Source organism: Acinetobacter lwoffii, from assembly GCF_015602705.1.
Lineage (GTDB): Bacteria > Pseudomonadota > Gammaproteobacteria > Pseudomonadales > Moraxellaceae > Acinetobacter > Acinetobacter lwoffii_E.
On sequence record NZ_CP059081.1, the window covers coordinates 1502185 to 1516840 of the forward strand.

Annotated in this window: 12 protein-coding genes; 11 read left to right on the plus strand and 1 reads right to left on the minus strand. The window is 46.1% G+C overall.

Features of this window, described 5'->3' with window-relative positions; all coding sequences use genetic code 11:
- Positions 1–2 precede the first annotated feature (2 nt).
- Positions 3–581, minus strand: a complete 579-nt coding sequence (locus H0S56_RS07300; protein WP_195724738.1) for an ANTAR domain-containing response regulator — start codon at positions 579–581, stop codon at positions 3–5.
- A 503-nt stretch (positions 582–1084) separates the two neighbouring features.
- Between H0S56_RS07300 and nirB the strand changes: the two genes are divergently transcribed.
- The 11 genes from nirB to modB all read left to right on the plus strand — a co-directional run bounded on the left by nirB (position 1085) and on the right by modB (position 14655).
- Entirely contained in the window at positions 1085–3631 is a 2547-nt protein-coding gene (gene nirB, locus H0S56_RS07305; RefSeq protein WP_016806747.1) for a nitrite reductase large subunit NirB, read from the plus strand.
- 24 nt (positions 3632–3655) lie between these two features.
- The gene (gene nirD, locus H0S56_RS07310; RefSeq protein WP_195724739.1) at positions 3656–5266 is read left to right on the plus strand and encodes a nitrite reductase small subunit NirD; all 1611 of its coding nucleotides are present in this window, start codon (positions 3656–3658) and stop codon (positions 5264–5266) included.
- 184 nt (positions 5267–5450) lie between these two features.
- Entirely contained in the window at positions 5451–8228 is a 2778-nt protein-coding gene (locus H0S56_RS07315) for a nitrate reductase (protein WP_195724740.1), read from the plus strand.
- Positions 8225–8851, plus strand: coding sequence for a molybdenum cofactor guanylyltransferase (mobA, locus tag H0S56_RS07320; protein ID WP_004646999.1), 627 nt, complete (start codon positions 8225–8227; stop codon positions 8849–8851). Before H0S56_RS07315 ends, mobA begins: the two co-directional genes overlap by 4 nt.
- 231 nt (positions 8852–9082) lie before the next feature.
- Positions 9083–10108 carry a GTP 3',8-cyclase MoaA gene (gene moaA / locus H0S56_RS07325; RefSeq protein WP_195724741.1) on the plus strand — a complete coding sequence of 342 codons (1026 nt, stop codon included), beginning with the start codon at positions 9083–9085 and terminating at the stop codon, positions 10106–10108.
- Positions 10109–10110: 2 nt separating this feature from the next.
- Positions 10111–10377 carry a MoaD/ThiS family protein gene (locus H0S56_RS07330; protein ID WP_004280351.1) on the plus strand — a complete coding sequence of 89 codons (267 nt, stop codon included), beginning with the start codon at positions 10111–10113 and terminating at the stop codon, positions 10375–10377.
- 1 nt (position 10378) lies between these two features.
- The gene (locus H0S56_RS07335; RefSeq protein ID WP_004646997.1) at positions 10379–10921 is read left to right on the plus strand and encodes a molybdenum cofactor biosynthesis protein MoaE; all 543 of its coding nucleotides are present in this window, start codon (positions 10379–10381) and stop codon (positions 10919–10921) included.
- Positions 10922–10991: 70 nt separating this feature from the next.
- On the plus strand, positions 10992–11915 hold the full coding sequence (gene moaCB, locus H0S56_RS07340) for a bifunctional molybdenum cofactor biosynthesis protein MoaC/MoaB (protein ID WP_044110909.1): 924 nt from the start codon (positions 10992–10994) through the stop codon (positions 11913–11915).
- Positions 11912–13153: a molybdopterin molybdotransferase MoeA gene (locus tag H0S56_RS07345; protein WP_195724742.1), complete on the plus strand. Its 1242-nt coding sequence runs from the start codon at positions 11912–11914 to the stop codon at positions 13151–13153. Before moaCB ends, H0S56_RS07345 begins: the two co-directional genes overlap by 4 nt.
- A 47-nt stretch (positions 13154–13200) precedes the next feature.
- Entirely contained in the window at positions 13201–13965 is a 765-nt protein-coding gene (gene modA, locus H0S56_RS07350) for a molybdate ABC transporter substrate-binding protein (RefSeq protein ID WP_195724743.1), read from the plus strand.
- 6 nt (positions 13966–13971) lie between these two features.
- Complete coding sequence (modB, locus tag H0S56_RS07355) at positions 13972–14655, plus strand: molybdate ABC transporter permease subunit (protein WP_195724744.1); 684 nt, start codon at positions 13972–13974, stop codon at positions 14653–14655.
- Position 14656: the final 1 nt, after the last annotated feature.

The window sequence follows — 14656 nt, forward strand, 5'->3', positions numbered from 1 at the left end:
CCTTATTGGCCCAGTAACAGCTTCTGTGCATCCAGTAAGCGTCTGGCCATTTCACCAATGGTAATCCGGTGACTCATGGCATTTTTACGCAATAAAGCAAAGGCTTGTTCTTCCGTTAAGGCATGCAGCTGGATGAGCAGGGCTTTGGCTTTATCGATATCTTTACGGTCAACCAGCTTGTCCTGGGTTTCTTTTAAATCGTTCAGCAGCTTTTTATGTTTGCGAAACTGTTCAATTGAAATTTCCAGAATGCTTTCTAGTTTCGTGGGATCAATACCATCGACAATATAGGCCGTGATTCCGGCATCAATCGCACTCTTGATGGTGTCTTTATTGGAGTTCTGGGTAAACAGCACGGTCGGAAGTTCATATTGGCTGACACAGCTTTCAATAATATCCCGATGCGGATGATCCATATTCAGCAGGATCACATCTGCATGAATACCCTTAACATGTACCATATTCAGGTCATTCAGGATTAAACAGGCCACCACCTGAAAATCATGTGAAAGTAAGGATTCCTGGATGAATTGGGCGCGCTCCAGATCATCATCAATAAGAGCAATTCGTAATTTGGACATGGAATATTTTCAAGTAAGGCCTAAGGAATATTCAAGCAGGAGTAAAGCAAAAAACATGCCATTAAATTGGTGCATAAAATTCTATTTTTCTGTTCAATTTAGTGCATAGCTTTAGGGATTTCAGCTGATGGCTGATCAAAATGAAGCGTTTAGGTAGATCATCTGCCTGAAATAAGGCGTTTTCTTATTGGAAAAGTTGGCACGATTTCTGCATTTATTAAATCGTCAAAGATGACTTTCAATACTAACAACGGCCAACGATGTCCGTTCTGATCGTAATTGCACTTTCAAGGAGTGTGATTGGTATTTCGTTCAGCACAGGATAAATGACATGGTCAGTTGTTCAGCAATACAAAACGCACAAGCGTTTCAACCCTTCCTCCAGCATTACAAAGCGCTGGGTTGCGGTATTTACAACATATTCAATCAGCAGACATATCAATGCCTAGACGTGATATGCGGCTTTTTATCATCTTTAAAAAAACAATAGTTGGAGTGCAGATATGAAAATTCTCATGATTGGGCATGGCATGGTGGGGCATAAATTCATCGAATCTGTACTGGAACAGGCCGGTGATGACATTGAGCTGACCATTTTGGCAGAAGAGCCACATTTAGCTTATGACCGGGTACATTTGACCGAATATTTCAGCGGCAAGTCGGTCAAGGATCTGAGTCTGTGTCGTAGTGATTTTGCCGATGCTTATGGCATTGATTTGCGACTTAATACTAAAGCGGTTGAAATTGATCAGCTCCATAAAACCGTCACCACCAGCCAGGGTGATGTGCTGAGTTTTGACAAGTTGATTCTCGCTACCGGTTCTTATGCCTTTGTGCCACCAATCCCGGGCAATGACCGTCAGAATTGCTTTGTTTATCGTACCATTGAAGATCTGGATGCCATTCGTGCAGCCAGTCTGAATGCCAAAACTGGCGTAGTGATTGGCGGCGGCTTGCTAGGGCTGGAAGCAGCGAAAGCCCTGCGAGATCTGAATCTGGAAACTCATGTCGTAGAATTTGCTCCGCGTCTGATGGCGGTGCAGATTGATGATCTGGGCGGCCGGGTACTGCGCTCTAAAATTGAAGACCTTGGTGTCAAGGTACATACTCAAAAGGCCACGTCAAGTATTGAAGATGGTGACAGCACTCAGCATGTAATGAAGTTCGGAGATGGTTCGGTGCTTGAAACCGATATCATCCTGTTCTCGGCCGGCATTCGTCCGCGTGATGAACTGGCGCGCCAAAGTGGTTTACTGATTGGTGAGCGTGGCGGCATCATCATTAATGATTATTGCCAGACCTCACATCCGGACATTTATGCCATTGGTGAATGTGCACTTTGGGACAATAAAATTTATGGTCTGGTTGCACCAGGCTATGACATGGCGCGGATCGCGGCAAAACATGTCCTAGGCCAAGAAAGTCATGCATTCGCTGGTGCAGACATGAGCACCAAACTCAAACTGATGGGCGTGGATGTTGCTTCTATTGGTGATGCACATGCCATGTCCCCAGGTGCTTTGAGCTATTTTTATGCTGATGAAGCCGCGCAGGTTTATAAAAAAATCGTGGTGTCAGCAGATAAGACCAAACTGCTGGGCGCGGTGCTGGTGGGATGTGCCAAAGAATATAGTGATCTTCTACAAATGATGCTGAATGGTCTGGCTGTACCGGAGCAACCGGAAAGCCTGATCATGCCGGGCTTTGATCAGTCAACCTCCAAATCAGGTGGCAGTGGCATCGATTTATTGCCTGACAGTGCGACCATCTGTTCCTGTAATAACGTTTCCAAAGCTGATATCTGTTCAGCCATTGATGGCGGTGCAACTTCATTGGGTGCACTGAAAAAATGCACCCAGGCTGCAACGGCGTGCGGTGGCTGTGCGCCACTGGTAACGCAGGTTCTCAAATCTGAATTACAACGTCAGGGTGTCACGGTGAACAATCACCTGTGCGAACATTTTGCCTATTCGCGTCAGGAACTGTATCACCTGGTACGCGTGCATGAAATCAAGACTTTCTCTGACCTGATTCAGCAACATGGGCACGGCATGGGCTGTGATATCTGCAAACCGACTGTAGCCAATATTCTGGCATCCTGCTGGAATGATTTTGTTCTGAAACCAAGTCATGCCGGTTTGCAGGATAGTAACGACTACTACCTCGGCAATATCCAGAAAGATGGTTCCTATTCGATTGTGCCACGTGTGGCAGGCGGCGAGATTACTCCGGATGGCCTGATTACCATCGGTCAGATCGCCAAAGATTATGGTTTATATACCAAAATCACGGGCGGACAACGAATTGACATGTTTGGTGCACAGGTACATCAACTGCCTGAAATCTGGGAGAAACTGATCAATGCCGGTTTCGAGTCCGGACATGCCTACGGCAAATCCTTACGTACGGTGAAATCTTGCGTGGGTAGTACCTGGTGCCGTTTTGGAGTCGATGATTCTGTCGGCTTGGCGATTTTCCTGGAGAATCGTTATAAAGGCCTGCGTTCACCACATAAAACCAAAATGGCAGTATCCGGCTGTACCCGTGAATGTGCAGAAGCACAGAGCAAGGATGTCGGTGTCATTGCCACGGAAAAAGGCTGGAATCTATATGTATGCGGAAATGGCGGCATGAAACCGCGCCATGCTGAACTGCTCGCCTCGGATCTGGATACTCCCACACTCATCAAATATATCGACCGCTTCTTTATGTTCTATATCCAGACAGCAGACCGTCTGCAGCGCACCAGTGTGTGGCGTGACAATATGGAAGGTGGGCTGGACTATCTGAAAGATGTCATTGTGCATGATTCGCTCGGCATTGCCGCTGAACTGGAAAGCCGTATGCAGCATGTGATTGGCACTTATCAGGATGAATGGCGCACTGCGATTGAAGATCCTGAAGTGCGCAAACGCTTTAAGACTTTTATTAATGCCAAAGTAGCCGAGCAGAATGACCCGCATATTCAGTTTGCGCCTGTACGTGGCCAGATTCGTCCAAAGACAGAAGCTGAACGTGATTTAAACCGTATTCCAGTGGTTGAAGCCTAAATACCACAGTCAGGGAGAATGAAAATGACAATTTTAAAAGACATGAACGAACTGAACTGGTACGAAGTCTGCAATCTGGATGAGATCACTCCGAATACCGGTGTGGCAGCCCTGATTGAAGATCAGCAGATTGCAATTTTTCGCGTGGGTCAGGAACAGCGGGTTTATGCACTCAGCAATCAGGATCCGTTTAGTCTGGCCAATGTCATGGCACGTGGCATTCTGGGTGATCTGCAAGGTGAGCGTGTAGTCGCATCCCCAATTTACAAGCAGCATTTCAGTCTGGTGACCGGTCGTTGTCTGGAAGAACAAGAGCAGAAATTACTGGTATTTCCAACCCGAATTGAAAATGGCAAAGTTCTGGTGAGTCCGACTCCACAAAAAACTTATATTTCCAGTAATGGTCAAAACACAGAGCGCTTAAAACTGGTACTGATCGGGAATGGACTGGCGGGTATGCGTTGTCTGGAAGACTTGCTGGATATGGCGCCAGATCGTTATGACATTACCGTGATTGGGAAGGAGCCATGGGGCAATTACAACCGGATCATGTTGTCACCGGTATTGTCTGGTGAGAAAAGCTTTGCCGAAATTATGCTGCATTCAGCCGACTGGTATGCTGAAAAAGGCATTCGATTCATTGCTGGGGATGCTGCCATCGCTATCTACCGTTCGCGTAAACAGGTCCACACCCAAAAAGGCGAAGTCGTTGCTTATGACCGTCTGATCCTCGCGACCGGTTCCAAACCCTTTATGCCGCCAATTCCAGGTGCTGAACTTGAAGGCGTGATTAGCTTCCGGGATATTCAGGATGTTAGTCGCATGCTGGATTACTGCAAAACCAGGCAAAATGCCGTCGTGATTGGGGGCGGCCTGCTGGGGCTGGAAGCAGCTTATGGACTGAAGCAGCAGGGAATGAATGTGACTGTGCTGCATCTGATGGACCGTATTATGGATCGTCAACTGGATATGAAAGCCAGTCAAATGCTGAAAAAATCAATTGAAGATAAAGGTATCCGGATCATTACCGAAGCCAACACCGAAGAACTTCTCGGTATTGATGGTCACGTGACTCAACTGCGTTTAAAAGACGGGACAGTGCTGGATGCCGATTTGGTGGTCTTTGCCGTCGGGATTCGACCAAATAAAACTTTGGCTGAGCAGGCTGGCTTGCGCTGCAATCGTGGAGTACTGGTGAATGACACCATGCAGACCTATGACCCGAGTATTTATGCGGTGGGTGAATGTATTGAGCATCGTGGCCAAACCTTTGGACTGGTTGAGCCATTATGGGGACAGGCCTTTATCTGTGCGACACATCTGGCTGAACATGGCCGACTGACCTTTAAGGCACCGAATGTTCCGACCCAACTCAAGGTTAGCGGATGTGATGTCTTTTCAGCCGGAAATTTTGAACCTCAGGATGATTTTGAAGATATCGTGCTGAATGATGAAAAACGTCAGATTTATAAACGGATCATCATACAGCAGGACAAGGTCATTGGTGCGGTGCTATTTGGCGATACCGAAGATGGGGCTTGGTATGCAGAACTGATTGCAGACCAGACACCAATTAGTAATATCCGCAGCAAACTTCTTTTTGGTCGGGATTTTGCATTAAAAAAGGCAGGGTAATCAGATCAATCTCCCCCCAACCTCTCTTTAAAAAAGAGGGGGTATCTCCCTCCTTTGCTAAAGGAGGATTGGGGAGGATTAAAGCTGTTGAGACATAGAAAAAATTTAAATCAAACCTGTAAAAGCTAGATATCAGAGATTTGGTGAAACACGTGAATTTGGATGATTAAGGAGCACAGCAGCAATGAATAGTATTCCGGTTATGGAACTACATAGCTCTACTGAATCCCAAATAAAAACTACTCAGACGACCTGTCCTTATTGTGGAGTAGGCTGTGGCGTCATCGCGCACGTAAGCCAAACCCCGATGGGTGAAAAGGTTGAGATTGAAGGCAATGTTCAGCATCCTGCGAACTTGGGCAAGTTGTGTATTAAAGGCAGTCATCTTGCCGATACACTTGGCTTAAAAACCCGGCTTCTGCATCCGATGACAGGTCGAAAAGAGCAGCGGCAAATAAGCACTTGGGATCATGCCATTTCTAGTATTGCCAATAAATTTCAGCAATGTATTGATCAATATGGACGCGACAGCATCGCCTTTTATGTCTCCGGCCAGCTTTTGACTGAAGACTATTATGTGGTGAACAAGTTTGTAAAAGGCTATCTCGGTACTGCCAATATTGATACCAATTCAAGACTGTGCATGTCATCTGCTGTGGCGGCACATAAACGGGCTTTTGGCGAAGACCTGGTACCAGCCAGCTATACAGATTTTGAGCAGACAGAAATGGTGGTTCTGGTAGGTTCCAATACTGCCTGGTGCCATCCGGTGCTTTATCAGCGCATCATGAAAGCCAAGGAAGAGCGGGATTTATTCGTGGTGGTGATTGATCCGCGCTTTACTGCAACCTGTGAAGCGGCAGATTTACACTTGCCGATTTTACCAGGTCAGGATGTCGCGCTGTTTAATGGCTTGTTGCAGTATCTTCAGCAAAATGGTCATGCCGATCTGGATTTTGTTACCCAACATACTCAAGGTCTGGAGCAGGCGCTTGCCAGCAGCTCGACAGAGTCATCGATTGAAAGCGTGGCAAAATGTACCGGTATTGCTATTGAAAAATTAACCTTATTTTTTCAGAAATTTGCACAGACCGAAAAAATCATGAGCCTGTTTTCCATGGGCGTAAACCAATCCTCTCAAGGAGTAGACAAGGCCAATAGCATTATCAACTGTCATTTATTGACAGGGAAAATAGGCAAACCCGGTTCGGCACCTTTTTCCATGACTGGACAACCGAATGCGATGGGCGGACGGGAAGTCGGTGGGCTGGCCAATATGCTGGCCAGTCATCTGGATTTAGACAATCTGCAGCATCAGCAACTGGTGCAAGATTTCTGGCAAAGCCCGGTCATCGCGCGGCAGCCCGGATTAAAAGCAGTAGATTTATTTCAAGCGGTGGAAAGCGGGAAAATCAAGGCCATCTGGATTATGGCCACCAATCCGATCGTGAGTTTGCCCGATGCAGATCAGGTTAAACGCGCTCTGGAAAAGTGTGAATTTGTGGTCGTTTCCGATATTTGTCTCGACACCGATACCACGCAATATGCCGATGTACTGTTACCGGCATTGGGTTGGGGCGAAAAAGATGGCACAGTCACCAATTCGGAGCGCCGTATTTCCCGGCAAAAGGCTTTTTTGCCGGCTCCGGGTGAAGCCAAAGCAGACTGGTGGGCCATTTCCCGAGTGGCCAAGGTCTTGGATTTTAGCGGTTTTGACTTTAATAATAGCCATGACATTTTTCTGGAACATGCCCGTTTATCTGCTTATCAGAATAGTTCGCTTTCGCAACGTGAAGATACCCCTAATTTCCGCTATTTCAATCTGCAAGGTTTAACTCATCTCAGTTTTGCTGAATATCAGAATCTAACACCGATCCAGTGGCCGGTCTGGGATAAGCAAGAAGTTCATCAGGTTGGTCAACTATTTAGCCAAGGCCAGTTTAGCCATGCAGATGGCAAAGCCAGATTGGTGCCGACAGTTGCAGCCGATCCGGTACATGCTATTTCTGCTGAATATCCTCTGATCCTGAATACCGGACGGATTCGCGATCAATGGCACACCATGAGCCGTACCGGATTATCTGCCAGTTTATCCCAGCATCGTGCCGAGCCTTATTGTGAGCTGCATCCGCACGATGCGCTGAAATATGGCCTGAAAGATGCCGAGCTGGTCGAGGTGAAATCCGCTTGGGGAAGTTGTGTGCTCCGTGTGCAATTTTCACAAAATATGCGACGTGGCCAGATTTTTGCACCGATTCACTGGAACGACCAGTTTGCCTCAGATGCGCGGATTGGCAAAGTGGTGAATCCTGTAGTTGACCCGATTTCTGGTGAGCCAGAATTTAAACATACTCCGGTGATGATCCAGCCATTTTATACCCAGTGGCAGGGCGTGCTGTATGTACGGGAAGGCTTTGAGCAGCAGATCCAGACCATGATTGAAAATACAGTGTGGTGGAGCAAAATTCAAACCACGCAGGCCATCCGTTATGAGCTAGCAGACCGGCGCCGTTTTTCTGACATCACCGGGCAGATCAAGAGCCTGTTAGACTTTAATGATGAAAGCTTTGAATGGCTGAATCTCGAAGATCAAACTGCACATATCAGTCATAGTGTGGTGCTTCAGGATGGCCAGTTAATTGCCAGTTTTTATATCGCACCGGCGGCGCTATTGCCAGATCGTGACTGGGTGGCTGGCCTGTTTAGACGTGAACGTCTGAGTGCATTGCATCGTAAAGCATTGCTGGCAGGTCAGGCCATGTCGATGGGAAATAGTGAAGGGGCATTGGTCTGTAGTTGTTTTAAAGTTGGTAAGAACCGAATTATTCAAACCATTAAAGATAAAAATATCACGCATGAAAAACAGGTGACTGCATGTCTAAAAGCCGGAGGAAATTGTGGTTCATGCTTGCCAGAAATTAGAGGCCTGATTAAAGTCTGCCAGACGGAGTGCATAGAATGAAAAGAAAAGCAGTTAAAACGGTATCTTATCCGGAAACTGACGTGGTGATCCTGGCCGGCGGTTTAGCGCGGCGCATGAATGGCATCAATAAATTGCTGCACAAATTTGATGATGAAATCCAGCTCATTAAAATCCATCAGCAGTTGAAGTCCCGGGCAAGCAAAGTCTGGGTCAATAGCCATCGGGATCATTCCATTTATAAACGGATGATTCCTTCGATCGACTTTTATCAGGACGATGAATCCGGCTTTCAGGGACCATTGATGGGCATGAAGAGCGCATGGTCACATGTGCAATCTGATTATGTGTTGTTTGTGCCTTGTGACGTGACCTATATTCCCAAAAAGGTCATTTCACGTTTACATCAAGCCCTGCAACGACATCCTTTATCTGAAGTGGCGGTGGTTGAAATAAATGAAAAAGCATTGTTTCCATTCTGTCTGATGAAACGCAGCAGCTTACCCATTCTTATACAACATCTTGAAAATGATCAGCACAGTTTAAAAATCTGTTTTGCTGACATGCACATGCAGCGGGCAAGTTTTAAAAATCGTGCCCTGTTTTTCCACAGCATTAATTCATTTGATGAGCTACAGCAGCATCAACAGCTTAACTTTCTCTAGCGTTTAAAATGCTAAAAGCCGAATTATCATATTCTGGCTCACCAAAATATTGCTTTTTTTTATTTTTCGAGCAAACTTTCGGACTAAAAAAGAACAAATATTATCCATTAACATTCATTAAAAATAAATTTGTGCAAAGTTGGAACACTTATTGCTCATTCATTGTGAAGAAATAGCGCAGTAAATCAAGACTGTTAAATAACCGTGCAGATCTCATCATGGACCGCAGCAATGAATAGCATGACAGCTTTAGCACCTCGCAGTATCTTTCAGGATCAGTTTGGACGCCAGAAACGTAAGTTGCGGATCTCGGTGACTGACCGCTGTAATTTCAAATGCAGCTATTGCATGCCTGAACATCCGGAATGGATGAATAAAAAAGATTTGCTCAGTTTTGAAGCCCTGTATGCTTTTTGCGAGTTTATGGTGCGACACGGGATTGAGCAGATCCGCGTGACGGGGGGCGAACCGTTGATGCGTCAGGGTCTTGTTCATTTTATTGCCTGCTTACAGACATTGAAAGCAATTGGCCTGAAACGTATTTCCATGACCAGTAATGGCCATTATTTAAAAGATTATGCTCAAGCGCTTAAACAGGCAGGACTGGACGATCTGAATATCAGTCTAGACAGTCTTGATCCAAAGCAGTTTCAGCAACTGACCCAAAAACAGTTACAGCCTGTACTTCAAGGTATTTCTGCCGCACAGCAGGCAGGTTTGACCGTCAAGATCAATAGTGTGCTCATCAAAGGCATCAATGACAATCAGATTATTCCTTTGGTGAAATGGGCACAGCATCAGGCTATAGAACTGCGTTTTATTGAGTTTATGCCCCTCGATGGCGATCAGAAATGGAATCCGTCTGATGTCATCAGTGAGCAGGATATCCTGGATCAACTGAAAACTGAATTTGATGTCCAGGTATCTCAAGGACAAGGCGCCAATCCAGCCCGTGGCTATTTGGTCAATGGGCAGCCTTTGGGGATTATTTCCACCATTACCCATTCATTTTGCAGTGATTGTGACCGTCTGCGCCTCAATGCCCAAGGTGAATTTTATAACTGTTTATTTGCCAGACAAGGCCTGAACCTTAAGGCAGATATCGAACAACTGGCGCTGGATCATTTCGCCACACAGACATTTCAGCACAAGCTCCACGCTTATATCTGGCATAAAGAGGCCGGCTTCCATGCGATCCAGCAATCGCCAATACAAAAGCCGATCCGAAAAATCAGCATGCACAGCATTGGAGGGTAAATATGTCACTCACTCAGCAAAAATTAATTCATATCAAAATAGAAGCCTTCGGTGCGATTGAACGACAAATTCCCGCAGATTTAAATTTGCAATGCGAGTCTGAAATTCATGTTTCTGAAGTCCTGAACCAGTTGCTATCCCTCTATCCCGATATACAGCCCATGCTGGAACGTTGTGCCTGTGCAATCGGTGAAGACATTATTTCCAGACAGAATGTTTTAAATCGTGACAGTACGCTGGTGCTGTTATCGCCGGTAGCAGGAGGCTGAGATGCAACTCAAGTCACTAAAACAATTTGCCCGAATCCAGCAGACTGCTTTTAGTCTGGAGGATTTTGATGGTATCCAGCATTTTCCAGAATGTGGTGGAATCGGCATCTTTGTCGGAACAGTACGTAACCATCATCAGGGGAAAGCTGTGCGTGCCCTGAAATATACCGCCTATGCGCCTGTGGCTGAAAAAATGATTCGTGAAATTGAACAGCAGATCCAGATCAAATACCAGGTGTCTTATGTACGGGTAGTGCACCGTATTGGTGAGCTGGAGGTTGGGGAAACAGCCATTATTGCTATGGCTTATGCGGCCCATCGTCGTGAGGCCTTCGCTGCCTGTGAGGAAGCTGTGGAACGGGTGAAGCATGAGGTTCCGGTCTGGAAAGAAGAGTTTTATCTGGATGGTAGCAGCCAGTATGTGGAAGGCTGTTGTATCCGAAAAGATCATGGACCTGAAACTAATCACTCTCATCATGCAGAAGAAGCGCATTGTCACCATCACCATGTAGCAGAACACGCTTGCCAATCACCATCTAATTAAATGCGTCCAATGAGGATGCATAAGATGAATCACTTTAAAACAGATTTTAAAAATTAGCCTGGGATGAATCATGAAAAATGTAGGGATGAAAGCAGAAAGTTACCGTACAGCAATTGCCACTGGAATCCTGCATGCACCGCCACATTGCATTGAGCTGCTACGTAATGGCAATACTGAAAAAGGTGATGCCCTGAAAACAGCACGCATTGCCGGCATTCTAGGTGCCAAACGGACCGATGAGCTGATTCCATTGTGCCATCCATTACCGATTTATCGTGCCGATGTGGAATATGAACTGTTTGATGCGCATGTCGAAATTATTGCTACTGTTGAAACCATTGGACCAACCGGTGTGGAAATGGAAGCTTTGACAGCGGTCAGTCTGGCAGGTCTGACCCTGTATGACATGCTGAAGCCGCATTGTGAACCGGAAGATTTGTCGCTGGATCAATGCAGGTTACAGCAGAAAAAAGGTGGAAAATCACATTTTACCCGTGTACTTAAAGAGAGTCTGTCCGCTTCGGTTATTGTGCTGTCCGATACGGTTGCAGCAGGCAAAAAGCCGGACACTGCCGGACAAAACGTAATGGAAATTTTAAAAGAAGCCAATTTTGATTCTATTAGTTATCAGGTTATTCCCGATAGCCCAGAACAGCTCTTGACCCTGATTGAACAGCAGAAAAATCAGTATCCGCTGATTCTAACTGTGGGCGGTACTGGCTTAGGTCCTAAAGACCTGACCGTCGAAACCCTACAACCTTTGCTGCAACGGGAAATTCCCGGTTTAATGGAAGCTTCACGTAGTTTTGGGCAAAAACGTACCCCTTATGCAGCATTAAGTCGTGGCGTGGCTGGCTATATTGAGAACAGTCTGGTGATGACCCTACCGGGAAGTCGTCAGGGTGCGAAAGAATCTCTGATCGCGGTACTTCCGGCTTTGGTGCACTTGTTTGATGTGCAAAAAAATATCCCACATGCGGGGGGCTATCAATGAATCAGGCACTATCACATTCAGCCTGCGGTGCTGAACCGGGACTGATTTCTGTTGATCAGGCACTGCAGATGTTACTTGAGCAGACGCATATCTTGGTAGCTGAAAGCCTGCCGCTTGCTCGGGCTCTGAATCGCTATCTGGCAGAGGCGATTGATTCGGCCATACCATTGCCGCTGTTTTCACAAAGTGCTGTAGATGGCTATGCGCTTTGCAGTCCAGAAAATGTTAGTGCTCACAGCACTTTTGAACTCATTGGAGAGATTCGGGCAGGGCAAAGTACTGAAATTGAACTGCGGCCAGGTCAGGCGGTCCGGATTTTTACCGGTGCCAGGATTCCAGCAGGAACTACAACGGTCGCCCGTCAGGAAATTGTCAAATGCCATGCCAATCAAATCATTATTACAACAGACCTAAAGCCTCATACGGATATACGTGATGCAGGCGAGGAAATCGCACAAGGGCAGCGTCTGGCAGATGCAGGTCAAAAACTGCATGTAGGTGCAATTGCAGCTTTGAGCATGGCAGGCGTAAAGCAGGTTTCAGTCTATCGTTATCCTAAAATTGCTGTTGTGATTACTGGAGATGAAGTCGCTTCCAGCATTGAAGACCTGAATTCCGGAAAAATCTTTGACGCCAATGCTCCACTGATTCAGGCCTGGTTTCAATCACAGGGTCAAAACGTAGATATTCTGCATGTTTCAGATAATGAGTATGAGCTGCAAACGTTAATACATCGTCTTAAAAACCAATACGACTTCATATTGACCACAGGCGGGGTTTCGGTGGGTTATTATGATTTCATTCGTCCTGTTGCCCTGGAGCAGGGTTTTGAGCAGATTTTCTGGAAAGTGAAGCAGAAGCCCGGAAAACCGATGTTATTTGCCAAGTATCGTCGAGATGATCAAGGTTACTGTTATCTCTTGGGTTTGCCGGGAAATCCGGCTGCCGTGTATGTCGGGATGCAAATCTATACGACAACTTTACTGAATGCCTTACAAGGGCAAAAGCAGTCACCTGCATGGCTTAGTGCGGTAATGACACATGATTTGAAAGCGGATGCACGTGAACGTTTTTTAAGAATGGCTGCAGAATTTGATCAGGGTACCTTAAAGCTCAAAAGCCTGGCAAAACAGCAGTCACATATGTTGAGTAATCTGATGCAGGCCAACTGTCTGGTGCGCATTCCGGCAGGAACAGAAATCCAGGCTGGGCATGTGGTACAGGGTTTGCTGATTTGAAATGCCTGTATCAATTGTTAATATTCGAACCACATAGAATAAGAAAGATGGATTTAATCAAAGTTCTACTCACTGGCATGCTGTTGACTAGCCCCATGCTGCATGCCGAGACAGTTAAAATCTATGCTGCAGCTAGCCTCACCAATGCGATTACTGATATTTCCAAGCTGTATGAGCAACAGCATCGGGATATCCAGATCGTTCCGGTTTTTGCTGCGTCTTCGGTATTGGCGAAACAAATTGCGGCGGGAGCGAGCAGTGATCTATTTTTCTCTGCAGACCTGGACTGGATGAATGAGCTGATCAAGAAACAAAAAATTCAGATCGGTCAGATTCGACCTTTGCTTTTGAATGAACTCGTATTGATTAGTCCTATTCAGCAAAAAAATCATTTTAAAATGTCAGCCGACTTTAATTTTGCTAAAGCCTTTCAAGGCTATCTATGTACCGGACAAATGGAATCGGTGCCTGCTGGAAAATATGCCCAGCAAAGCTTAACCCGGCTGGGCTGGTTGAATCCGCTTCGGGGCAGAATAGTCGGTACGGATAGCGTTCGTTCAACTCTCGCATTTGTAGAACGTGGCGAATGTCAGGTCGGTATTGTGTATAGAACTGATGCCTTGATGAGTAAAAAAGTTAAAATTTCGGGGGTGTTTCCAGCCAGAACACATCGTCCGATTGTGTATCCGATTGCTTTAACCCGGCAGGGCCAGAAAAATCAGGCAGCAGTCCAATTTTCTGAATTTATCCAGACAAGCGCACAGGCCAAACAGATTTTCCAGAAATATGGCTTTAAGCTTAAGGTCGGCTAACTGCTCATGCTTACACCAGAAGAACTGAGTGCCTTAGCGCTTTCAGCCAAAGTGGCGGGCTTTGCCACAGCGGTGTGTCTGCCATTTGCTATCGCCGTAGCATGGCTACTGGCACGTTATGAATTCAGGGCCAAATTTCTCGTTGAAGCGATATTGCAGATGCCCATGGTGCTACCGCCGGTAGTGCTGGGCTATCTTCTGCTCCTGCTATTTGGCCATCAGGGGATACTGGGGCAATATCTACATAAATGGGGAATTCAGCTGATATTTAATTGGAAAGGTGCGGTACTCGCTGCCATGATGGTGGCATTTCCTTTAATGGTTCAACCAATTCGCTTGTCTTTTCAAATGATCAACTGGCAATTAGAGCAGGTGGCAGGATCTTTAGGCGCAGCACCATGGCGGGTATTCTGTAGCATTAGTTTGCCATTGGCTTTGCCGGGAATTTTAATCGGCAGCATTTTATGTTTCAGCCGCAGTCTGGGAGAATTTGGTGCCACCATTACCTTTGTTGGCAATATTCCAGAAGAAACCCGTACCATTCCCATCGCCATTTATAGCCTGTTACAACAGCCTGATGGAGAAAGTATGGCTATGCGTTTGGTCATTTTATCTCTGATTCTGGCTTTTTCAGCCTTGATTGCAAATTACTGGATCATGCAGAAGTATCAACGTAAATTGGAGGGCTAAG

Excerpts from the sequence above, each read along its gene's own strand:
- mobA (WP_004646999.1), top strand. The coding sequence starts at position 8,225 with ATGAAAAGAAAAGCAGTTAAAACGGTATCTTATCCGGAAACTGACGTG.
- nirD (WP_195724739.1), top strand. The coding sequence starts at position 3,656 with ATGACAATTTTAAAAGACATGAACGAACTGAACTGGTACGAAGTCTGC.
- H0S56_RS07300 (WP_195724738.1), bottom strand. The coding sequence starts at position 581 with ATGTCCAAATTACGAATTGCTCTTATTGATGATGATCTGGAGCGCGCC.
- modA (WP_195724743.1), top strand. The coding sequence starts at position 13,201 with ATGGATTTAATCAAAGTTCTACTCACTGGCATGCTGTTGACTAGCCCC.
- H0S56_RS07330 (WP_004280351.1), top strand. The coding sequence starts at position 10,111 with ATGTCACTCACTCAGCAAAAATTAATTCATATCAAAATAGAAGCCTTC.
- nirB (WP_016806747.1), top strand. The coding sequence starts at position 1,085 with ATGAAAATTCTCATGATTGGGCATGGCATGGTGGGGCATAAATTCATC.
- moaCB (WP_044110909.1), top strand. The coding sequence starts at position 10,992 with ATGAAAAATGTAGGGATGAAAGCAGAAAGTTACCGTACAGCAATTGCC.
- H0S56_RS07315 (WP_195724740.1), top strand. The coding sequence starts at position 5,451 with ATGAATAGTATTCCGGTTATGGAACTACATAGCTCTACTGAATCCCAA.
- H0S56_RS07335 (WP_004646997.1), top strand. The coding sequence starts at position 10,379 with ATGCAACTCAAGTCACTAAAACAATTTGCCCGAATCCAGCAGACTGCT.
- modB (WP_195724744.1), top strand. The coding sequence starts at position 13,972 with ATGCTTACACCAGAAGAACTGAGTGCCTTAGCGCTTTCAGCCAAAGTG.
- moaA (WP_195724741.1), top strand. The coding sequence starts at position 9,083 with ATGAATAGCATGACAGCTTTAGCACCTCGCAGTATCTTTCAGGATCAG.
- H0S56_RS07345 (WP_195724742.1), top strand. The coding sequence starts at position 11,912 with ATGAATCAGGCACTATCACATTCAGCCTGCGGTGCTGAACCGGGACTG.